Here is a 20,336-nt window from a genome sequence, read left to right as displayed (position 1 = left end):
GCCGGAGTTAGGGTGACCTTAATAAGCATGCCCTAACTTCCCGAGAGGACGCAGTATGACGCGCCCCCGCACCCTCTTCGCCGCCCTGCTGGCGACAGCGGCCCTGTCCCTGACCTCCTGCGCCACCGGCTCCGCCAACGGCGAGGAGAAGGACGACTCCAAGGTCGTCACCGAGCCCGACGCCAACGCCTTCCCGGTCACCGTCGAGCACGCCTACGGCGAGACCACGATCGACGCCGAGCCCAAGCGTGTCGTCACCCTCGGCTGGACCGACCAGGACACCGCGCTCTCGCTGGGCATCGTGCCGATCGGTGCCACCGACATCAGCTGGGGCGGCAACGACCAGGGCTCGACCCCGTGGTTCGACGCCAAGCTCGAGGAGCTCGGCGGCGAGCAGCCGGAGCGCCTCAGCGACACCGACGGCGTGCCGTTCAAGGAGATCGCCCAGCTCCAGCCCGACCTGATCCTGGCCACCAACTCCGGCATCACGGAGAAGGACTACAAGAAGCTCTCCAAGATCAACGGCGGCATCCCCGTCGTCGCCTTCCCCGGCGACCCGTGGCTCACGTCGTGGCAGGACTCGCTCGACCTGGTCGGCAAGGCGCTGGGTCGTACGGCGATCGCGGCCGACGTCAAGAAGCAGACCGAGGCCTCGCTGACCCAGGCCGGCAAGGACAACCCCGACATCGTCGGCAAGTCGTTCATCTTCACCTCGCTGGCGACCACCGACATGTCGAAGATCGACTACTACACCGTCGCGGACAACCGCCCGCTGCTGCTCACCGACACCGGCATGGTGAACGCCCCGATCATCGAGGAGCTCAGCAAGCCCGGCCAGTTCTACGGCACCCTCTCCGCCGACCGCGGCAAGGAGCTCGAGGCTGACGTCTTCATCACGTACGCCGAGACCGACGGCGACCTGGCGAAGTTCGAGGCCGACCCGCTGCTGGGCCAGATCCCCGGCATCAAGGACGGCCACGTCCTGGCCTCGACCAACAAGACCGACGCGCTGGGCCTCTCGTCGCCGACGCCGCTGTCGATCCCCTACGCCATGGAGCACTTCATGCCGCAGGTGGCCAAGGCTGTCGCCGGCTCGTGACCACCCTGGCGACCCCCTCCGGAAGGACCGCCACAGCCGGCCGGATGGGACCGGTTCCGACCGGTACGACGACCGCCGTCGCGATCATGATCGCGGCGGTGGTCGTCGTCGCCACCTGCTCCATGCTCATCGGCAGCGTGACCATCTCCCCGGCCGCTGTCCTCGACCCCGGCCACGTCGACCACGGCATCGCCCTTGCCCGGTGGCCACGCACCTGCCTGGGCCTGGCCGTCGGCGCCGCCCTGGCCCTGGCGGGTGCCTGCATGCAGGGCCTGACCCGCAACCCGCTGGCCGACCCCGGCATCCTCGGCATCAACGCCGGCGCCTCGTTCGCGATGGTGCTGGCCATCTCCTGGCTCGGCATCAACGGCCTCCAGGGGCGCCTCTGGTTCGCCTTCGCCGGAGCTGCCGTCGCTGCCCTCGCCGTACACGCCATCGCGTCGCTCGGCCGTGACGGTGCCACCCCGATGAAGCTGACCATCGCCGGTGCCGCACTGACCGCCGCCCTCGGCAGCTGGATCTCCGCGATCCTCCTCACCGACCGCAAGACCCTCGACGTCTTCCGCTTCTGGCAGGTCGGCACGCTCGGAGGGCGCGACTTCGACGTGCTCCTCACCGGTCTGCCGTTCCTCGTGCTCGGCGCCGTGCTCGCCTTCACCGGCGCCGGGCTGCTCAACCTGCTCGCCCTCGGCGACGACCTGGCCCGCAGCCTCGGCCGCCGGGTCGTGCTCGACCGCATCGTGATCGGGCTGGCGATCGTGCTGCTCGCCGGCACGGCCACCGCCCTGGCCGGCCCGGTCGCCTTCGTCGGACTGGTCATCCCGCACCTGGTCCGGTCGGTGGTCGGCTCCGACTACCGACGGATCCTGCCGTTCAGCGTCGGGTACGGCGCCGTGCTCACCCTCGCCGCCGACGTCGTCGGACGCGTGATCCTGCCGCCGACCGAGGTGCAGGTCGGCATCATGACCGCCGTGCTCGGCGTCCCCGTCTTCCTCTGGATGATCGGCCGCCGCCGGATGGGAGGCCTGTGATGACCGCACTCCTGGCCCCCGAGCGTGACGTCGACGTGACCGTCGTACGACGCGCGCGACGCAGGCCGGCACGCCGTTCGGGCCTGGTCCTGGCCGGCCTCGGTGCCCTGCTGGTGGTGGTGTTCGGCGCCCGTGTCCTGCTCGGCGACTACACGATCACGATCCCCGACTTCTTCCGCATCATCACCGGCACCGAGATCCCGGTGGCCTCCTACATCGTGATGGAGGTGAAGCTGCCGCGGGCGCTCCTCGGCGTGCTCGTGGGCGTCGCGTTCGGCGTCGGTGGCGCGGTCTTCCAGACGACTCTTCGCAACCCGCTGGCCAGCCCCGACATCATCGGCGTCAGCACGGGTGCCAGCGCCGCCGCCGTCTTCGCGATCGTGGCGCTCGACCAGACCGGCAACTGGATCAGCGTGGCCGCGATGGCCGGTGCGATCGGTGTCGCGATCCTGGTGCGACTCGTCGCCGGCACCCTGCTCGGCTACCGCCTCGTGCTGGTCGGCATCGGCGTCGCGGCCGGGCTGATGTCGGTCATCCAGTACCTCTTCACCCGCGCCGACACCTACGACGCCCAGCTGGCGTTGCTCTGGATGACCGGCAGCCTGAACCAGGTCGACTGGCCGACGGTCAGGTTCTTCGCGGTGGCGTTCGCGGTGCTGCTGCCCCTGGTGTTCTGGGTGGCCCGCGCATTGCGCATCACCGAGCTGGGGCAGGACACCGCCGCGGCACTCGGCGTACGCCCCGGTCGCGTGGACCTCCTGCTGCTGCTCGCCGTGATCCTGGTGGCCGCGGCCGTCGCGGCCGCCGGGCCCATCGCGTTCGTGTCGTTCCTGGCCGGGCCGATCGCCCGGTTCCTGAACCGCGGACGCGCCACCTTGGTCGGCGCCGGGCTCGTCGGTGCCGTGATCGTCGTGGCCGCCGACTACGCGGCCGACTACATGCTCACGGACGTGAACTACCCCGTGGGTGTCGTGACCGGCGCCCTCGGCGCACCGTTCCTGTTGTGGTTGCTGGCCGTCGGCCGCGCCGGAAGGAAGGCATGATGACTGCCCTGATCGAGCCCGCACACGTCGAGCGTGAGGAGATTGCCGTGAACACGACTCCCGGGCCGACTCCCACGCAACCCGGCGGTGCCCGCCTCGTCGCCGACTCCGTCTCCCTGGGGTACGGCGACCGCCCGGTCGTCTCCGAGCTGTCGGTGCGGGTGCCCGACCAGGCAGTGACGGTGATCGTCGGTGCCAACGGGTGCGGCAAGTCCACGCTGCTACGTGGCATGGCCCGGCTGCTGAAGCCGACCGCGGGCTCCGTGCTGCTCGACGGACACGCGATCCACAAGACCTCGACCAAGAAGGTGGCCCGGGCCCTGGGGTTGCTGCCGCAGAACCCGATCTCGCCGGAGGGCGTCAGTGTCGTCGACCTCGTCGGTCGTGGACGTCACCCGCACCAGGGTGCGTTCCGCCGGTGGAGCCCCGACGACGAGCGAGCAGTGGCCGAGGCCCTCGAGCTGACCGACACGACGCACCTGGCCGACCGGTTCGTCGACGAGCTCTCGGGCGGTCAGCGCCAGCGGGTGTGGATCGCGATGGCCCTGGCCCAGGGCACCGACCTGTTGCTGCTCGACGAGCCGACGACGTACCTCGACGTCGCCCACCAGGTCGAGATGCTCGACCTGCTCGCCGACCTGAACCAAAGTCGCGGCACCACGATCGTGATGGTGCTCCACGACCTCAACCTCTCCGCGCGGTACGCCGACCACCTGGTCGCGATGCGCGAGGGAACAGTGGCTGCCGAGGGAAGTCCGCATGACGTGGTCACCGAGGAGACGGTGCGCACCGTCTTCGGCCTCGAGAGCCGTGTGATCAACGACCCGATCTCCCACACCCCCATGGTGGTCCCGAGGGGCCGCCACCACGGAAGGACCGACTCATGACCACGACTGCCCAGCAGCTGCCGATGATCCTCGCCGAGGTGGAGGTGAGCGCGGTGGAACGCCTGTCGCCGACCTTCCTGCGGGTCGAGCTGGCCAGCCCGGAGCTGGCCGATTTCGGCGTCGACGGCCCGGTCTACGACCAGCGGATCAAGCTGGTCTTCCCCAATGACGCCGGCGAGCTGGCGTCGTTCGAGGGCGCCGACGAGTCGTGGTTCGCCACCTGGATGGACATCCCGACCGAGGAGCGCGGACACCTCCGCACCTACACCGTGCGCGAGGTGCGCGGATCCGGTGCGGAGACCCGCCTGGTCGTGGACTTCGTGCTGCACCTGGCGGAGGGTGCCACCGGACCGGGGTCCGCGTGGGCCGCCTCGGCCAAGGTCGGCGACCGCCTCGTGACCCTGGCCCCGCGCCGCGGCGTACCGTTCGGCGGCATCGAGTTCGAGCCCGGGACGGCGCGCAACCTGCTGCTGGTCGGCGACGAGACGGCCCTGCCGGCGATCGCCTCGATCCTGCACGACCTGCCGGTCTCGGCAGTGGGCACGGCGTTCATCGAGGTGCCCGTGGCCGCCGACGTGCAGGAGCTGGACGGGCCCGACGGCGTCGAGCTGATCTGGCTGCCGCGCGAGGGTGCGACCCACGGGGAGTTGCAGATCGCCGCGGTCCGGGAGCACTTCGGCCTGGCGCCGGTGGTCGAGTTCGTGGCCGACGAGGCCGTCGACCCCGACCTGTGGGAGACCCCGACGCACTCCTCGTCCGGGGAGGACCTCAGCGACGCGGTCGTGGTGGGCCACGACCTGGCCGGGCTCTACGCCTGGATCGCGGGGGAGTCGAAGGTCGTCACCACGTTGCGCCGGGCCCTGGTCAAGGAGCTCGAGGTCGACCGGCACCAGGTGGCCTTCATGGGCTACTGGCGGCACGGCGTCGCGATGCGCTCCTGACTCAGGCGTCGAGGGCGTCGGCGATGCGGCGGAACTGGCGGGCCAGCGCGTGGCGGCGACGCGGTCCGGGAACCCGGACGCTGCTGCCTGCCGGCGCCTTGGGTCGCGCGGCGCGGGCCAGCCGGTCGTCGATGACGCGGTGGGCACTGGCTTCGAGGTCGTAGCTGGTCATGTCCATGGTCTTCTGCCTTCCTGGTTCACAGCTGCTTGAGGGTGATGTCGCCACTCACGGTGGTGGCGCGGAGCTCGATGTAGTCCTGGTCGCCGTCGGGCTGACCGGCGCCGGCCAGGTCGGAGGCGATCCGGCCGGAGACGGTGTTGACGTCGGTCCAGACCGGAATGCCTGCGGGAATGCCCACGCGGATGTCGCCGGAGGCGTTCTTCGAGTTGAGGCTGCCGCGCACCAGCTCCTTGACGGTCACGTCGCCGCTGGCCGTCTGCGCGGTCACCTCTCCCGTCGCGATACCGATGGCCACGTCGCCGGAGCCGGACTTCAGGATCACCGGCCCCTCGGACTCGGCGATCGTGACGTCACCGCTGCCGGTCGAGACTCCGACGGTGCCGGCCGCGTGCTCGATGCGTACGTCGCCCGAGCCGCTCTTGAGCCGCAGGTCGCCACCGGACTGCCCGACGGTGACCGCGCCCGACCCGGTGTTGATCACGAGTGCGCCGGTGACTTCACCGATCGACACGTCGCCGGAGCCGGACTTGAGGTTGCCGAGTGCGAAGCGGCCCTCGGCGTGCTGGTCGGCGGACCCGGTCTTGGTGACCAGGCGCGAGTCGCTCGGCACGGTGATCACCGCGTCGACGTGCGACTCGTTGCCGCCGAAGAACCCGCTCCGTTCCTTGGGTGCGATGACGGAGATGCCGTCGCCGTTCTGTTCGACGCTGACCTGGTCGGCGTTCTTGCCGGTGAGGCTGACCGTGGTGCGGCCGACGTCGGCGGCGGTGACGTTCAGGCTGCCCCGGCCGAGTTCGACGTACAGCTCGACGGAGGCGGGGGTCTCGAAGATGCGTTCCATGATCTCTCCAGGGTGTGTTCGTCCACCGCTCCAGCCTGCGCGCTGGAGCGTGAGTTTGTTTGATGGGAGTTGCTGGGTGCTCAGATCCAGCCGGTCATGCGGCGCTTGCCGCGGGTGGGGCCACGACCGAACGGGTCACCACCGAGGAACGGCAGGCTCGAGAGGTCGATGTCGACGTTGATCGCGTTGTCGTCGCTGGTCGCGGTGCGGACCACGTTGACCAGCCAGGTGTTGAGCGAGTGACCGGCGCGGGCCGCCTTCTCCTCGGCCCGGGCCTTGACCGACTCGGGGATGCGGAGCGTGATGCGGGCGACGGTGCCGTCCTCCTCGACCTCGTCGGCGGCGGGCGGCGGAGGGGGCGGCGGGGCCGGTGCGGCCATCGGGGTGTCGATGACGAAGCCCAGCTCGCGGCCGTTGAGGCGGACGTCGACCGAGCCTGACGGCATCTCGGCGGTGATCTCGTTGGCGGCGTGGGAGATGGCCTCCATCAACGCCAGCCGGGCGGCCGGGTCGAGGGCCATGGCGAGTCGTTCGGCGGCCGCCTTCACCTGGGCGTCGCCGGTCTCGGCCGCGGCCACGAGGTCCCGGCGGAGGCTGTCGATGTACGGCGTGATGTCCATGCGCACCACATTGACATCACTATGACGTCAAGTCAAGGCATTCGTGACATCAGTTGGTGTCACGGTGGCGTCATGGCGCGCCGGGAGTGGGAAATGTGTCGTGAAGCGGCTGTGGGACCGACACAGATCTCACATTCGGTGGGCGCGCTACCTGCGGATCCGCGAGACAGCGGTGGAAGCGGACGGCCTGATCGTGGGCAACGTGAGCTCGGAGGGGTAGGCCGCCGAGGTGTGGATCTTCATCACGGTCAGGCTGCCGAGCAGGTCGGGCAGGGTCGGCAGCAGGTGTGGGATGTCGAAGGACTGCACGGCGAGCCGCAGTCGGTGGCCCTTCTGGATCTGCGCACCGGTCGGGAAGACCTCGACGTCGACCGGCTCGACGGCGCCGCCGAGCAGCTTCCTCTTCGACTCCCTGGTGAACGGGTGGAAGGGCTGGATCAGCTTGCCGTCGAGGTACCGCGACTTCGAGGTGTCGAGCTCGCGGAACGAGATCACCTGCCAGCCGCCGGTCAATCGAGAGACGGTGCCGTCGGGTGCGACGTCCTCGACCGCCACCGACAGCATGCCGTCGCCGCTGGTGCTCGACACGTAGAGCCGGGCGTTGATCGGGCCCTGGATCGACACCGGCGTGGTGACCGGCTCGGTCTCGAACACGACGCCCGCCTTGTCGTTGAGCGCGTTGTTCTCCAGGCACGGGCTGGCCAGGCCGGTCGCGTTGGGCAGTCCGGCGGTCCACTGGTTCATCGAGCGCGTGCACAGGCCGGCCACCGGGAGGGGCAGTACGTCGGCGGTGCCGGCGGTCGGCGTACCCGTGGTGAGACCGCCGTTCTTCGCGCCGGTGATGGCCGAACCGGAAAGACGGTAGCTGGTCGCCTGCAGCTGCGGGCCGATCCACCTCTGGCTGGTGCGCCAGTCGCCGGAGCCCTGCTCGTAGTAGGTCAACGGCGCGATGTCCGAGTCGAGGGTCGGGTCGGGCATGCCCTTGACGTAGTGGTCGAACCAGCGCAGCTGCAGCTCGCCGAGCTCGCCGTACCCGGCCTGGTCGATGTCGGCGCCCGACGAGCCCTGCAGGTGGTCCCACGGGCCGATGACCATCTTGGTCGGCACGCCGCGCTGCTGCAGGTTCTCGAAGAGCAGCGGGGTGCCCCGCTGGAAGAGGTCGTACTCGCCGGAGACGAAGAACGTCGGCACATTGACCTTGTCGACCACGTTGATCGAGCTGCGTTCCTCGTAGAACTCCCCGTCGTACGCCGGCTCCTGGCCGAGCACCGCGTCGAGCAGCAGCGGAGTCGTGAAGGTGAGGGCACCGCTGAGGTGTGAGAGCAGGGCGCCGATGCCGGAGGCCGGGTCGCTGGCGGTCACGGCCGGCGGGATGATCCCGGTGCCGGTGACCAGGCCGAGCCACAGCGGGATGAACCCGACGTCGAGCTGTCCCCCGGAGGCCACGACGTCGCGGTAGACGTCGGCGCCCGGCACCTGCGGGAACAGTGCCCTGAGGCCGGGCGGCTGCGCAGAGCCCGCCCAGATCTGGCTGATCCCCATGTAGGACGGCCCGGTCATCGCGGTGTTGCCGTTGGACCAGCTCTGCTCGTGGGCCCACGTCATGACCTCGCCGGCGTCCTTGTTCTCACGTGCTGCGAACGCCTGCCACGTGCCCTCGGAGCTGCCGGTGCCGCGTGCGTCGACGGTCAGCTGGGCGTAGCCGCGCTTGACGAGGTACGACGCGTCGCCGCCGGCCAGCCCGCCGCCGTACTGCTGGAAGGTCTTGTTGTACGCCGTGATGGTGACGACCACGGGCAGCTTCTCGTCGATCGCCTTCCCGTCGGGGCCGGCGGGCACCATGAGGTCGCCGCGCAGGATCACGCCGTCCGACATGGGGATGGCCAGGTCCGTGAGGGTGACGGTGTCGGTGTAGTCCTCACCGCGAGGCGTCCACGTGTCGGCGGCCCGGGCGAGCGCAGGCGCAGGCGCTGGTGCCTGCGTGGCTGCTGCCGGGGCCAGCGTCGCGGCCGCGGTGAGCGAGAGGCCGGCCAGTACGGTGGACAGGACCGTGAACGTGCGACGAGAGCGCATGGGGCACCTTTCGGGTGTGACGAACCCACTGCGACGTCCAACGAGCGTTGCGGTCAAAGGTCATCGGGTTTGAAACCGGCTTCGTGAAGGACACTCAGCGGGCGTCGCCGCATTCAGTGGCTGGGCGCCCACACCTCCGGAGGCCCCTGTGTCCGACCAGAACCAGCCCCCGTGGGGCAACCCGCCGCAGAACCCGGGCCAACCGTGGGGTCCGCGTGATCGCGTCAAGGGCAGGACCCGTGAAATTGACGATGGCACCGGACCGCTTCCAGTCGGTGGAAGAATCCGGTGCCATCGTGGCGCTGCGGCTACCTCAGAGGTCGAAGAGTGAGCTCGCCTCGTTGATGTTGGCCTGCTTCGGGGTGTTCTCCTCACCCTTCGGCTTCGCGGGTGCCTCGGCGCCCTCGTCCTCGACCGGCTCGTCCTCGGCCGGCTTGTCCCCGGCGTCGGACGCCGGCGCCGGTACGTCGGCCTCTGCAGCCGGTGCGTAGTCGGCGTCGAGGATCGTCTCCGGGTCCGTCTCCGTGGCCGACTCGGGCGAAGCCGCGCTGGCCGCCTGTGACACCTCGGCGCCGGAAGGTGCTGCTTCGGCGACCGGCTCCGCTTCGGCGACCGGCTCGGCTTCGGCACTCGCGACCGCCTCTGCCGGTGCCTCGTCGGTGGCAGGCTCCTCGGCCGAATCGGCCGGTGCTGCCGGCTTCTCGACCGTGGTTGCCTCGGGTGCCGGGATGTCGAACAGCGAGCCCACACTGGAGATGTCGACGTCGGTCGTCGGCGCAGACGCGCTTGTGGACGTCGCAGCGGCGGGGGCTGCCGGGACCTGAGCAGCCTCGGCAGGCTCCTCGGCCGGAGCAACCTCTGCAGCCGGCTCCACCGGGTCAGCAGGCTCTTCGGCGGGAGCAACATCGGTCGCGACCTCGGCGGGTGCCTCGGTCTGGACCTCGGCGACAGTCGTCGTCTCGGCCGGGGCTTCTGCCGCCGGCTTCTCGACGGTGGTCGCCTCGGGGGCGGGGATGTCGAAGAGCGAGCCGCCGCTGGAGAGGTCGACGTCGGTCTTCGGCGTCGACGCGGTGCTGGTCGAGGCGGTGCTGGTCGAGGCGGCGGCCGGAGCTGCCGGGGCAGGGGGTGCCTCGGTGGGCTCGTCGGCCGGGGCATCTGCGGCAGGTGCCGCCTCAGCTTCAGTCGCTGCCGGGGCTGCGGGCTTCTCGACGCTGGTCGCCTCGGGGGCGGGGATGTCGAAGAGCGAGCCGCCGCTGGAGAGGTCGACGTCGGTCTTCGGCGTCGACGCGGTGCTGGTCGACGCGGTGCCGGTCGACGCGGCAGCAGGTGCTGCCGGAGCCTCGGTGGGTGCCTCGGCCTTCGCCGGCTCGGTCTCCGCGGGCTCCGACTTCGCCGCGGGAGCCGCGGGCTCGGAGGCCGGGATGTCGAACAGCGAGCCACCGGAACCCAGGTCGGGCGCCGGAGCCGACTCGGCGGGTGCCGACTCGGTCTTGGCCGCCGGCTTCTCCGCCGGGGCGTCAGGCGCGACGTCGAACAGCGAGCCACCGGCGCCGAGATCCGTCGTACCGCTGGACGGCTCGGCCTTCGGCTCCGCCTTGGCGGCAGGCTTCTCCGCCGGGGCGTCGGGTGCGACGTCGAACAGCGAGCCTCCTGACGTGGCAGGCTTCTCCGCGGCCGGAGCAGGCTCGTCGGCCGGGGTGTCGAAGAGCGAGCCACCCGAGGCAGGCTTCTCTGCCGGCTTGTCCGCGGGGGTGTCGAACAGGGACGAGCCGCCCGAGGCCTTCGCGGCCGGGCCGACGTCCTCGGTGTCGGTGACCGTGTTGGCGGTCTGGGTGACGTCGCCGGCGGCAGGCTCGGCCTGGGTCGCGGCGTCCTGCTTCGCGGCCGGAACCGCTTCCTTCTTGGCGGCGGGCTTGCGGACGCGGGTGGCGACCTCGCCCTTGACCGACGCGAGCAGCATCTGCGCGACGTCGAGAACCTCGACCTCTTCGCGGGCACCGCCGTTGGCCTGCTCGGCGGTGAGGCCGTCGGAGAGCATCACGCGGCAGAACGGGCATCCGACCGCGATCTGGTCGGCGCCGGTCGCGACGGCTTCCTTGGTGCGGTTGACGTTGATCCGCTCGCCGATGGTCTCTTCCATCCACATGCGGGCACCGCCGGCGCCACAGCAGAAGGACTTCTCGGAGTTGCGGGGCATCTCCTTGACCTCGGCACCGGGCAGGATCTGGAGCAGCTCGCGCGGCGGGGTGTAGACGCCGTTGTGACGACCGATGAAGCAGGGGTCGTGGTAGGTGATCGACCGCTTCTCGGCGCCGGCACCTTCCTTGATCGGGGTCAGCTTGCCCTCGCGCACGAGGCGGTTCAGCAGCTGCGTGTGGTGCACGACCTCGAGCTCGATGCCGAAGTCCTTGTACTCGTTCTTGAGGGTGTTGAAGCAGTGGGCACAGGTCGAGACGACCTTCTTGACCTTGAACTCCTTGAACGTCTCGACGTTCTGCTGGGCCAGGCCCTGGAAGACGAACTCGTTGCCGGCCCGGCGGGCTGGGTCGCCGGTGCAGGTCTCGCCGTTGCCGAGTACGCCGAACGTCACGCCGGCCATGTCGAGCAGCTCGGCGACAGCGCGCGTGGTCTTCTTCGCGCGGTCCTCGTAGGCGCCGGCGCAACCGACCCAGAACAGCCAGTCGACGGACTCGAGGTCCTCGAGGTCCTTGCCGACCTCCTTGACCTCGAACGGCAGGTCCTTGGCCCAGTCCATGCGCGCCGTGGCGGACATGTTCCAGGGGTTGCCCTTGTTCTCGAGGCCCTTGAAGAGGCCGTTGAGCTCGGCGGGGAAGTTCGACTCGACCAGCACCTGGTAGCGGCGCATGTCGACGATGTGGTCGACGTGCTCGATGTCGACGGGGCACTGCTGCACGCAGGCGCCACACGACGTGCACGACCAGAGGACGTCCTCGTCGATGACGAAGTCGGCACCCTCGGGGTTGTAGAACCAGTCCTGGACGGTGCCGCCCTCGCCGGGCTCTGCCTTGCCGATCAGGGACTTCTCGGCAGCCTCCGCATCGAAGCCGTCGGTGCCCTCGGTGCCGGCGTTGATCGTGCCCGCGGTGGCGTAGGCGTGCTCGCGCAGGCCCATCATCAGGAGCTTGGGGGAGAGCGGCTTCTCGGTGTTCCAGGCCGGGCACTGCGACTGGCAACGGCCACACTCGGTGCACGTGGTGAAGTCGAGGATGCCCTTCCACGAGAAGTCGGTGATGCTGCCGACGCCGAGTCGGGAGTCCTCGTCGAGGTCATCGATGTCGTCGAGCGTGATCGCCTTGCCGCCGGAGGTCAGCGGCTTCAGTGCGCCGAGCGCCGTACGGCCGGAGGAGTCGCGCTTGAACCAGATGTTGAACCAGGCCGTGAAGCGGTGCCAGGCCACACCCATCGTGAGGTTGGAGGAGATCACGATCAGCCAGGCCATCGCCGAGACGATCTTCAGCATCGCGATGAAGAAGATGATGTTCTCGAGCGAGGACTTGGAGTCCGGGTAGAGGTGGCTGAACAGCTGGCTGATCGGGAAGTGCGACGCTTCGGCGTGGTCGACGTACTTGTATTCGGCGCCACGGATGAACAGGATCGCGATGCTCTCGAAGAACACCATCGCCTCGACGAAGTAGGCCTGCCACATCGTGGAGCCGAAGAAGCGGCTCTGGCGGCCCAGGCGCTTGGGGTGCTTGATCTGGCGGTAGATCGAGAGCGGGATGATCGCCAGGGCGCCGAGCAGGCCGAGGAACTCGCAGACCCATTCGTAGAGCGCCCAGTGGCCGATGATCGGCCACGCGAAGTCGGCCTTGAAGAGCTGGAAGAACGCCTGCAGCACCGCGGTCGACAGCACCAGGAAGGCCGCGTAGGCGAACCAGTGCAGGATGCCGACCCACGTCCACTGCAACATGCGCGTGTGGAGGAAGGTCTCCTTGAGCATGGTCACGGTGCGGGCCGCCGGTCGGTCGGTGCGACCGAGCGCCGGCTGGCCGATCCGGATCGTGCCGAGCATGGCCCGGACTGCTCGGGTGGTCAGCACCACGGCGACAACCGTGACGGCCAACGACACCACAATGGCGAAGATCTGCATGAAAGAACTGCTCCTCGTCGTCAAACCTCTGGCACACCCGGGCGCATCGCTGTGCACCTTGTTCTCGGGCACCCTATTCCCGCGGCTGCTCCCGCGTCAGTGGTCCCGCTGTGTGAGAGTGATCCTACTTGCTGGTAACCACGTTGCCGGCAGGGGGAACCGCCCGCGTTCTACGCCTGACCCGAGCGGGGCGGCGAGGTCCCGAAGGCATTGGGCAGGACGTCGCGCATGATCGTCAGCAGGCTCTCGGTGAGCAGCAGCTGCACCTGGGCGCGGGTCAGGGCCTTGCGAACCAGCCACTCGCGCCCGGCGCCGCGGGCGAGCTGGCCGAACGAGCGGATCACGGCCCGCACCTGCTTGCGGTGCTCGATCTCGGTGTCGAGGCCGAGCAGCTGCATCAGGCGGTCGACGGAGTCGTTCTCGGCCCGGGCGAGGATGCGGTCGAGATCGGGCTCGCGGCCGACGCCGACGTTGATCCAGCTCGAGCCCTGCTCCTGCAAGGCGTCGAGGAACCACACCACGGCCGCAGCGATCCGCTCGTCGAGTGGCCCCTCGGGGATCGACTCCACGGCCACGAGTGGAACCGTCGCCGCCTCGCGCACGACCTCGAGGTAGAGGTCGCGCTTGGTGCCGAAGTAGTGGTTGAGCAGCCCCCGTGCGACACCCGCCTCACGGGCGATGTCGGTGGTCGACACCTCGGCGTACGAGCGCTCGGTGAACAGGCGCTGGGCGCAGGCGAGGATCTCCTCGCGGCGCTGGTCCGCACCCAGTCGGCGCCATCTCGGCTCAGCCATGTTCACCCGGAGCAGTCTGCCCTGTCGCGTTCTCGTCGAGCCAGGGGAGCCACTCCGGAAGGTCCTTCGTGACGGTGTTGGTGAAGACCGGCGGGCGCTTCTCGAGGAAGGACATCACGCCTTCGATGGCGTCGACGTTGGTCGGCAGGCCGGCGATCAGGCGCGAGTCGACCTCGTGGGCGGGGAAGGGGGTGGCCTCGCCGCTGAGCCGGTTCAGCATCTGGCGGATCACGGCGACGGACACCGGCGCGGTGTTGTCGCGGAGGTCGCGGGCCACGACGTACGCCGCCTCGAGCACGTCCTCCGGAGCGTGGACCGAGGTGACCAGGCCGGAGGAGAGCGCCTCGTCGGCGCCGAAGACCCGGCCGCTGATCATCCAGTCCTGGGCCTTGGTCATGCCCACCAGACGAGGTAGGTACCAGGCGGAGCCGCCCTCGGGGAAGATGCCGCGCCGGCCGAAGACGAAGCCGAACTTCGAGTCGGTCGAGGCGAGTCGGAAGTCGCAGGCCAGCGTGATGGTCACGCCTGCCCCGACGGCAGCGCCCCGCATCGCGGCGATGACCGGCTTGTCCATCGTGTGGACCCGCTTCGAGCACCGCCCGGCAGGTTCCTGCCAGGCCCCCGCGTCGCTGCCCTCCTCGTTGACGTCGAACCCTCCACCCGACAGGTCGGCACCGACACAGAAGTGGTCACCGGTCCCCGTGAGTACGACGACGCGCACGTCCTCGTTGTGGTCCGCGCGGTTGAGCGCGTCGTTGAGCTCGTCGGCCATGGTCAGCGTGTAGCCGTTGCGGGCCTGGGGGCGGTTGAGCGTGATCGTGGCGATCCGCTCCTCGACTGCGTAGGTGATGTCGGCGTACTCGCGGGTGTTCATTGGCCTGCCTGCTTTCGCTCTTTCGAAGTTCTTGTTGACCGACTGCCAACAGTAGGGCACTATTGGCGCCGTGCCAACAACAACGACTTCCCGTTCCACCCGACCGGACTGGATGACCGACGACCTCGAGGCCGTGCGCGACCTCGCGGCGACGTACTTCGGCAAGGAGGTGCTCACCCGAGCCGACGAACACCGCGCGCAGGGCCACGCCAGCCGTGAGGCCTACCTCAAGGCCGGCGAGCTCGGCCTGGTCGGCATGTCCCTGCCCGAGGAGTACGGCGGCGGCGGCGCGTCGTTCGCGGCCGAGGCCGTGCTGCTCGAGGAGCAGGTGCGGACCGGCGACACCTCCATGGGCTTCGCGGTCTCGATCGGGATCGTGGCCCACTACCTCGCGGCGTACGCGACGGACGAGCAGAAGCAGCGCTGGCTGCCGAAGGTGTGCAGCGGTGAGTGGGTGCTCTCGATCGCGATGACCGAGCCCGGCACCGGCTCCGACCTCCAGGCGATCAAGACCCGCGCGGTCAAGGACGGCGACGACTACGTCATCAACGGCGCCAAGACCTTCATCTCCAACGGCCACCTGTGCAACCTGCTGGTGATCGCCGCCAAGACGGGTGACGAGGACGGCGCGGCGGGCATCTCCCTGATCGTGGCCGAGGTCGACGACGACACTCCCGGCTTCACCCGTGGCCGCGTGCTCGCCAAGATGGGCCAGAAGGACCAGGACACCGCGGAGCTTGCCTTCGAGGACCTGCGCGTCCCGCAGGCCAACCTGCTCGGCCCCAAGGAGGGCCACGGCTTCTACCAGATGATGGAGCAGCTCCCGCAGGAACGACTGATCACCGCGATCCTCGCCCAGGCGCAGATCGAGAAGTCCGTGGAGCTGACCGTGGCCTACACCAAGGAGCGTCACGCCTTCGGCAAGCCGTTGATGGCCTTGCAGAACACGCGTTTCGAGCTCGCCGAGTGCGAGACCATCTCGCGGGTCAACCGCGCCTTCCTCGACCAGTGCATCGAGAAGCACATCGACGGAGGGCTCGACGCGACCGAGGCCTCGATGGCGAAGTACTGGATCTCGGACCGGGCCACCGAGGTCGCAGACCGCTGCCTGCAGCTCTTCGGCGGCTACGGCTACATGGACGAGTACCCGATCTCCCGCATCTACACCGACGTGCGCGTGCTGCGCATCCTCGCCGGCGCGAACGAAGTGATGAAGGAACTCATCGCGCGCTCGCTCTGACCCCCGACGGAAGGACCGCTCATCGTGAGCACCGAATCATTCCCGCACGACCGCTTGGCCCCCTGATGGAGGCCTTCGGGGTCGAGCAGACCGGGCACGTCACCGAGGTGACGCTGCTCGGTCCGGGCAAGGGCAATGCGATGGGGGAGGCGTTCTGGCGCGAGCTCCCGCTCGTGTTCGAAGCTCTGGACGCCGACGACGACGTGCGCGCAATCGTCCTCACTGGCAACGCGAAGTCGTTCAGCGTCGGTCTCGACCTGCACGAGATGATGCCGCGGTGGGTCGAGGCCCTCGGCCCGGGTGCCGGCGCCCGGGCTCGTGCGCGCACCAGGTTCATGGGCGAGATCAGGCGGCTGCAGGCTGCCGTGACCTCGGTGGCTGCCTGCCGCAAGCCGGTGATCGCGGCCGTCTCGGGTTGGTGCATCGGTGGAGGCGTCGACCTGATCAGTGCTGCCGACGTCCGCCTGGCCAGTGCGAACGCCGTCTTCAGCGTGCGCGAGGCGAAGGTGGCGATCGTCGCCGACGTCGGCAGTCTGCACCGGCTGGTCGGCGTCATCGGCGAGGGCCACCTGCGTGAGCTGTCCCTGACCGGCAAGGACATCGACGCCGGCGAGGCCGAACGCATCGGCCTGGTCAACCGGGTGTTCGACACCCACGAAGAACTGCTGGCCGGGGCACGGGCGATGGCGAACGACATCGCCGCCAACGCGCCGCTGGCCGTGCAGGGCACCAAGCAGGTCCTCAACGAGGAGCGTGAGCACCGGATCTCGGCCGGTCTGCGCCACGTCTCGACGTGGAACGCGGCGTTCCTCCCCAGTGCGGACCTGAACGAGGCGATGGCCGCGTTCGCGCAGCAGCGCACACCGAAGTTCCACGGCAACTGAGACCACCACCGAGAATCGCGACACAGGAGACCGACATGTACCTCACCCAAGGACTGCACCGCGCCATCCAGGCCACTCCGGACAAGCCCGCCACCATCTTCGGTGACCGGGTCCGGACCTTCGCCGTGCACGGTGACCGCATCGCGCGGCTCGCCGGGGCCCTCCAGTCGTTGGGCGTCGTCGACAACGACCGGGTCGGCATGCTGTCGCTCAACAGCGACCGGTACGCCGAGTACCTCCTCGCCGTGCCGTGGGCCGGCGCCGTGGTCAACCCGATCAACATCCGGTGGAGCCCGGCCGAGATCGCCTACTCGCTCAAGGACTCCGGCACGAAGGTGCTGCTGATCGACGACGCCTTCGCGCCGATGGCACCGGCGCTCACGCCGAACTGTCCCGAGCTGACCGTGCTGATCCACTGCGGCGACGGCCCGACGCCGGAGGGAATGCTCTCCTACGAATCCCTGCTGACTGAGGCCGAGCCGGTCGAGGACGCCCGCCGCTCCGGCGAGGACCTGGCCGGCATCTTCTACACCGGCGGCACCACGGGCTTCCCCAAGGGCGTGATGCTCACCCAGGCCAACATGACCACGTCGGCGTTGGGCACCGTGGCCAGCGGCGAGCTCCTCGGCCAAGGTGCGGTCTTCCTGCACGCGGCGCCGATGTTCCACCTCGCCGACCTCGCCGCGTGGGCCGGCCAGGTCGCCCTGGGTGGCACCCACGTGATGGTGCCGTTCTTCGAGCCGGCGGCGGTGCTCAACGCCGTACAGACGCACCGGGTGACCGACGTCCTGCTGGTGCCGACGATGATCCAGATGCTCGTCGACCACCCGGACGTGCCCAACTACGACCTGTCGTCGATGGACCGCATGCTGTACGGCGGCTCGGTCATCTCCGAGGGCGTCCTGCAGCGCACCATGGACGCCTTCCCCGGCATCCGGATGACCCAGGCCTACGGGATGACGGAGGTCGCTCCCGTGGCGACGCTGCTGCTGCCGCAGGACCACCACGACCAGTACCTCCGCTCCGGTGGGCGTGCGGCTCCGCACTCCGAGATCAAGGTCGTCGACGCCGAGGGCAACGACCTTCCGGCCGGCGAGGTCGGCGAGATCTGCGTGCGTGGCGGCCACGTCATGCAGGGCTACTGGAACAAGCCCGAGGAGACCGCCGCCGTCCTGCGCGACGGCTGGTACTTCACCGGCGACGGCGGCTACATCGACGCCGACGGCTTCGTCTACGTCGTCGACCGGATCAAGGACATGATCGTGACCGGTGGTGAGAACGTCTACTCGGCCGAGGTCGAGAGCGCGCTCAGCAAGCACCCCTCCGTCGCCGCTGTCGCGGTGATCGGCCTGCCCGACGAGAAGTACGGCGAGCGCGTGCACGCGTGCGTCGTCCTGGCGCCCGAGAAGACCGTGACCGCCGAGGAGCTGCAGGCCCACTCGCGCGAGCACATCGCCGGCTACAAGACGCCCCGCAGCTTCGACTTCGTGGGTGAGCTGCCGATCAGCGGCGCCGGCAAGGTGCTCAAGCGCGAGCTGCGTGACTCCTACGCCCGATCCGTCGACCTGGCCGACGCGTGAGCCTCGACTCGCTCGCCCCCGCCGACGACGCGCTGGTCGACTCCTTCCCGGTGATGGGCGAGGACGACGTCCGCGCCGTCGTCGCCACGGCGCGCACCGCGTCGACGTGGTGGCGTGAGCTGGGCTTCGACGGCCGGGCCGCGCGACTGGCCGCGTGGCGCAGGCACATGTGGCGCCGCGTCGACGAGGTCGCCGACCTGATCCACCGGGAGAACGGCAAGCCCCTCGACGACGCCGTGCTCGAGGTCGTGCTCACGGTCGAGCACCTGCACTGGGCAGCCGGGAATGCCGGCAAGGTGTTGCGCTCCCACAAGGTCAACCCCGGGCCGCTGTTCTCCAACTACGCCGCACGCGTCGACTACGACCCTCTGGGCGTGGTCGGCGTGATCGGTCCGTGGAACTACCCGCTCTACGCGCCCAACAGCGCCGTGGCGTTCGCCCTCGCGGCCGGCAACACGGTGGTGCTGAAGCCGAGCGAGTTCACGCCCGCCGTGAGTCGGTGGTACGTCGACGCGTTCGCCGCGGCCAACCCCGACGCGCCGGCCGGGGTGCTGTCCCTGGTCACCGGCTTCGGCGAGACCGGCGCGGCACTGTGCAACGCGGGAGTCGACAAGATCGGCTTCACCGGGTCGACCCGCACCGGCAAGCGGGTGATGGCCCAGTGCGCCGAGACGCTCACCCCGGTCGTCCTCGAGTGCGGCGGCAAGGACCCGGTGATCGTGGCCGCCGATGCCGACGTGAAGGCTGCGGCCCGCGCCGTGGCCTGGGGTGCCTTCACCAACTCCGGCCAGACCTGTGTCGGCGTCGAGCGGGTCTACGTCGTGAAGGACGTGGCCGATGCGTTCGAGGCGGCCCTGCTGCGCGAGCTCGAGGGGGTGCGTCCGGGCACGGGGAAGGGCGCGACCTACGGCCCGATGACGATGCCGGCCCAGGTCGACGTCGTACGCCGGCACGTCGCGGACGCGGTCGAGCGAGGGGCGACGTTCCTCAAGGGTGGACCCGACTCGATCGGTGAGCGCCTGATCGAGCCGATCGTCATCACCGACCTGCCCGAGGACGCCGTCGCCGTACGCGAGGAGACCTTCGGCCCCACGGTGACGCTCCGCCGCGTCGACGACCTCGACGAGGCGGTCACCCTCGTCAACGACCACGACTACGCGCTCAGCGCGTCGGTCTTCTCACGTGCGCACGGCGACGAGATCGCCGATCGGGTGCGCGCCGGGCAGGTCACCATCAACTCGGTGATCGCCTTTGCCGGCATGGGAGCGGTGCCGATGGGAGGCGTCGGCGCCAGTGGGTTTGGGAGGGTCCACGGCGCCGACGGCCTGCGTGAGTTCGCCCGGCCGCGTGGCGTCGTCCGCCAGAAGTTCGCGCTGCCCGGCTTCGAGCTGATCACCCTGCGGAGGGCCGGTCACGTCATGCCCCTGATGAAGAAGGTGCTCGGGGTCCGGCACGGGCTCTGAGCGCGCCCTGAGGTCAGCGCTGGGACATCTCGCGCAGCACCATCGGCACGAGGTGGGCGCGGGCGAAGTCACGCAGCTTCTGGTGGGTGTCGAGGTCGACCAGGGCGCGCGGGGTGAGCATGTAGGAGTGCACGATGCGCACCAGGAGCTCGGCCGCGGCCTCCATGCCGTCGGTGGAGTCGAGGAGGCCGTCCTGGACGGCTTCGTCGAAGAAGCCGAGGGTGGCCACCGTGGCGCCGGTGACCAGCAGGCTGCCGTCGGTCGTGAGCTGCATCAGCACGGTCTCGGGCTCGACCTGCAGCATGCGGGCCAGCATCGCGTTGCCGCGCACCTGCTCCATCATCGAGGTGAAACCGAGCTCGACGCGCTCCTCGATCGTGGTGCCGCGACGCGCGGTGGCCGCGACCAGCTCGAAGAGACGGCTGGCCTCGCGGGTGACCACGGCCTGGATCACGGCGTCCTTGTTGCCGACCCGGCGGTAGACCGTCACCCGGTCGATGCCGGCCGTGCGGGCGATGTCGCCGATGGTCGTGCGCTTGATGCCGAACTCGGCGAACTGCTCGAGTGCCGCGTCGAGGATGCGTTGGGTCTCGGGCGACCGGCGTGCGGCGTCGTCAGGGCCCGCGGAGTCGGCGACCGCGGTCACGGCACGGCTCAGGGCGTCCTTCATGACG

Annotated in this window: 17 protein-coding genes; 9 read left to right on the top strand and 8 right to left on the bottom strand. The window is 69.6% G+C overall.

Features of this window, described 5'->3' with window-relative positions:
* The first annotated feature begins 55 nt into the window (after nucleotides 1–55).
* From ASD30_RS15690 to ASD30_RS15670, 5 genes are read left to right on the top strand one after another with little or no spacing between them, the layout of a single operon-like run.
* On the top strand, nucleotides 56–1,099 hold the full coding sequence (locus tag ASD30_RS15690; protein WP_056683289.1) for an ABC transporter substrate-binding protein: 1,044 nt from the start codon (nucleotides 56–58) through the stop codon (nucleotides 1,097–1,099).
* 44 nt (nucleotides 1,100–1,143) lie between these two features.
* Nucleotides 1,144–2,130, top strand: coding sequence for a FecCD family ABC transporter permease (locus tag ASD30_RS15685; protein WP_056683287.1), 987 nt, complete (start codon nucleotides 1,144–1,146; stop codon nucleotides 2,128–2,130).
* Nucleotides 2,130–3,173 carry a FecCD family ABC transporter permease gene (locus ASD30_RS15680; RefSeq protein WP_056683285.1) on the top strand — a complete coding sequence of 348 codons (1,044 nt, stop codon included), beginning with the start codon at nucleotides 2,130–2,132 and terminating at the stop codon, nucleotides 3,171–3,173. Before ASD30_RS15685 ends, ASD30_RS15680 begins: the two co-directional genes overlap by 1 nt.
* Nucleotides 3,173–4,060, top strand: a complete 888-nt coding sequence (locus ASD30_RS15675; RefSeq protein ID WP_082563867.1) for an ABC transporter ATP-binding protein — start codon at nucleotides 3,173–3,175, stop codon at nucleotides 4,058–4,060. Before ASD30_RS15680 ends, ASD30_RS15675 begins: the two co-directional genes overlap by 1 nt.
* The gene (locus ASD30_RS15670) at nucleotides 4,057–5,001 is read left to right on the top strand and encodes a siderophore-interacting protein (RefSeq protein WP_056683280.1); all 945 of its coding nucleotides are present in this window, start codon (nucleotides 4,057–4,059) and stop codon (nucleotides 4,999–5,001) included. The genes ASD30_RS15675 and ASD30_RS15670 overlap by 4 nt, the downstream gene beginning before the upstream one ends.
* Nucleotide 5,002: 1 nt before the next feature.
* Here the strand turns inward: ASD30_RS15670 and ASD30_RS26660 are convergent, their stop codons facing one another.
* The 7 genes from ASD30_RS26660 to ASD30_RS15640 form a co-directional block, all read right to left on the bottom strand.
* A complete protein-coding gene (locus ASD30_RS26660) occupies nucleotides 5,003–5,173 on the bottom strand; it encodes a hypothetical protein (RefSeq protein WP_162250984.1) in 171 nt (56 codons plus the stop codon).
* 25 nt (nucleotides 5,174–5,198) lie between these two features.
* A complete protein-coding gene (locus ASD30_RS15665; protein ID WP_056683277.1) occupies nucleotides 5,199–6,023 on the bottom strand; it encodes a DUF4097 family beta strand repeat-containing protein in 825 nt (274 codons plus the stop codon).
* 80 nt (nucleotides 6,024–6,103) lie between these two features.
* Entirely contained in the window at nucleotides 6,104–6,643 is a 540-nt protein-coding gene (locus ASD30_RS15660; protein ID WP_056683275.1) for a toxin-antitoxin system HicB family antitoxin, read from the bottom strand.
* Nucleotides 6,644–6,790: 147 nt separating this feature from the next.
* Nucleotides 6,791–8,716 (bottom strand): CocE/NonD family hydrolase, encoded by a 1,926-nt coding sequence (locus ASD30_RS15655; RefSeq protein ID WP_056683272.1) that lies wholly within the window; start codon nucleotides 8,714–8,716, stop codon nucleotides 6,791–6,793.
* Nucleotides 8,717–9,029: 313 nt separating this feature from the next.
* On the bottom strand, nucleotides 9,030–12,827 hold the full coding sequence (locus ASD30_RS15650; RefSeq protein ID WP_082563866.1) for a heterodisulfide reductase-related iron-sulfur binding cluster: 3,798 nt from the start codon (nucleotides 12,825–12,827) through the stop codon (nucleotides 9,030–9,032).
* 170 nt (nucleotides 12,828–12,997) lie between these two features.
* Nucleotides 12,998–13,621 (bottom strand): TetR/AcrR family transcriptional regulator, encoded by a 624-nt coding sequence (locus ASD30_RS15645; protein WP_056683269.1) that lies wholly within the window; start codon nucleotides 13,619–13,621, stop codon nucleotides 12,998–13,000.
* Nucleotides 13,614–14,495: an enoyl-CoA hydratase-related protein gene (locus ASD30_RS15640; RefSeq protein ID WP_056683266.1), complete on the bottom strand. Its 882-nt coding sequence runs from the start codon at nucleotides 14,493–14,495 to the stop codon at nucleotides 13,614–13,616. The genes ASD30_RS15645 and ASD30_RS15640 overlap by 8 nt, the downstream gene beginning before the upstream one ends.
* A gap of 112 nt (nucleotides 14,496–14,607) precedes the next feature.
* On the opposite strand from ASD30_RS15640, the gene ASD30_RS15635 reads away from it, so the two are divergent.
* The 4 genes from ASD30_RS15635 to ASD30_RS15620 all read left to right on the top strand — a co-directional run bounded on the left by ASD30_RS15635 (nucleotide 14,608) and on the right by ASD30_RS15620 (nucleotide 19,662).
* On the top strand, nucleotides 14,608–15,735 hold the full coding sequence (locus tag ASD30_RS15635; RefSeq protein ID WP_056683263.1) for an acyl-CoA dehydrogenase family protein: 1,128 nt from the start codon (nucleotides 14,608–14,610) through the stop codon (nucleotides 15,733–15,735).
* Between the two features lie 65 nt (nucleotides 15,736–15,800).
* Entirely contained in the window at nucleotides 15,801–16,619 is an 819-nt protein-coding gene (locus ASD30_RS15630; protein WP_056683260.1) for a crotonase/enoyl-CoA hydratase family protein, read from the top strand.
* A 35-nt stretch (nucleotides 16,620–16,654) separates the two neighbouring features.
* Nucleotides 16,655–18,199: an acyl-CoA synthetase gene (locus ASD30_RS15625; protein ID WP_056683257.1), complete on the top strand. Its 1,545-nt coding sequence runs from the start codon at nucleotides 16,655–16,657 to the stop codon at nucleotides 18,197–18,199.
* Nucleotides 18,196–19,662, top strand: coding sequence for an aldehyde dehydrogenase family protein (locus ASD30_RS15620; RefSeq protein ID WP_200951160.1), 1,467 nt, complete (start codon nucleotides 18,196–18,198; stop codon nucleotides 19,660–19,662). The genes ASD30_RS15625 and ASD30_RS15620 overlap by 4 nt, the downstream gene beginning before the upstream one ends.
* Nucleotides 19,663–19,675: 13 nt before the next feature.
* Here the strand turns inward: ASD30_RS15620 and ASD30_RS15615 are convergent, their stop codons facing one another.
* On the bottom strand, nucleotides 19,676–20,332 hold the full coding sequence (locus ASD30_RS15615; protein WP_162250983.1) for a TetR/AcrR family transcriptional regulator: 657 nt from the start codon (nucleotides 20,330–20,332) through the stop codon (nucleotides 19,676–19,678).
* Nucleotides 20,333–20,336: the final 4 nt, after the last annotated feature.

The organism is Nocardioides sp. Root140 (assembly GCF_001426745.1).
Lineage (GTDB): Bacteria > Actinomycetota > Actinomycetes > Propionibacteriales > Nocardioidaceae > Nocardioides.
The sequence above is the reverse complement of the archived record's forward strand: the minus strand, read 5'-3'. Positions and strand labels throughout refer to the sequence as shown.

Coding starts and splice junctions, on each gene's coding strand:
- ASD30_RS15690 (WP_056683289.1), top strand. CDS start 56: ATGACGCGCCCCCGCACCCTCTTCGCCGCCCTGCTGGCGACAGCGGCC.
- ASD30_RS15685 (WP_056683287.1), top strand. CDS start 1,144: ATGGGACCGGTTCCGACCGGTACGACGACCGCCGTCGCGATCATGATC.
- ASD30_RS15680 (WP_056683285.1), top strand. CDS start 2,130: ATGACCGCACTCCTGGCCCCCGAGCGTGACGTCGACGTGACCGTCGTA.
- ASD30_RS15675 (WP_082563867.1), top strand. CDS start 3,173: ATGACTGCCCTGATCGAGCCCGCACACGTCGAGCGTGAGGAGATTGCC.
- ASD30_RS15670 (WP_056683280.1), top strand. CDS start 4,057: ATGACCACGACTGCCCAGCAGCTGCCGATGATCCTCGCCGAGGTGGAG.
- ASD30_RS26660 (WP_162250984.1), bottom strand. CDS start 5,173: ATGACCAGCTACGACCTCGAAGCCAGTGCCCACCGCGTCATCGACGAC.
- ASD30_RS15665 (WP_056683277.1), bottom strand. CDS start 6,023: ATGGAACGCATCTTCGAGACCCCCGCCTCCGTCGAGCTGTACGTCGAA.
- ASD30_RS15660 (WP_056683275.1), bottom strand. CDS start 6,643: ATGGACATCACGCCGTACATCGACAGCCTCCGCCGGGACCTCGTGGCC.
- ASD30_RS15655 (WP_056683272.1), bottom strand. CDS start 8,716: ATGCGCTCTCGTCGCACGTTCACGGTCCTGTCCACCGTACTGGCCGGC.
- ASD30_RS15650 (WP_082563866.1), bottom strand. CDS start 12,827: ATGCAGATCTTCGCCATTGTGGTGTCGTTGGCCGTCACGGTTGTCGCC.
- ASD30_RS15645 (WP_056683269.1), bottom strand. CDS start 13,621: ATGGCTGAGCCGAGATGGCGCCGACTGGGTGCGGACCAGCGCCGCGAG.
- ASD30_RS15640 (WP_056683266.1), bottom strand. CDS start 14,495: ATGAACACCCGCGAGTACGCCGACATCACCTACGCAGTCGAGGAGCGG.
- ASD30_RS15635 (WP_056683263.1), top strand. CDS start 14,608: ATGACCGACGACCTCGAGGCCGTGCGCGACCTCGCGGCGACGTACTTC.
- ASD30_RS15630 (WP_056683260.1), top strand. CDS start 15,801: ATGGAGGCCTTCGGGGTCGAGCAGACCGGGCACGTCACCGAGGTGACG.
- ASD30_RS15625 (WP_056683257.1), top strand. CDS start 16,655: ATGTACCTCACCCAAGGACTGCACCGCGCCATCCAGGCCACTCCGGAC.
- ASD30_RS15615 (WP_162250983.1), bottom strand. CDS start 20,332: ATGAAGGACGCCCTGAGCCGTGCCGTGACCGCGGTCGCCGACTCCGCG.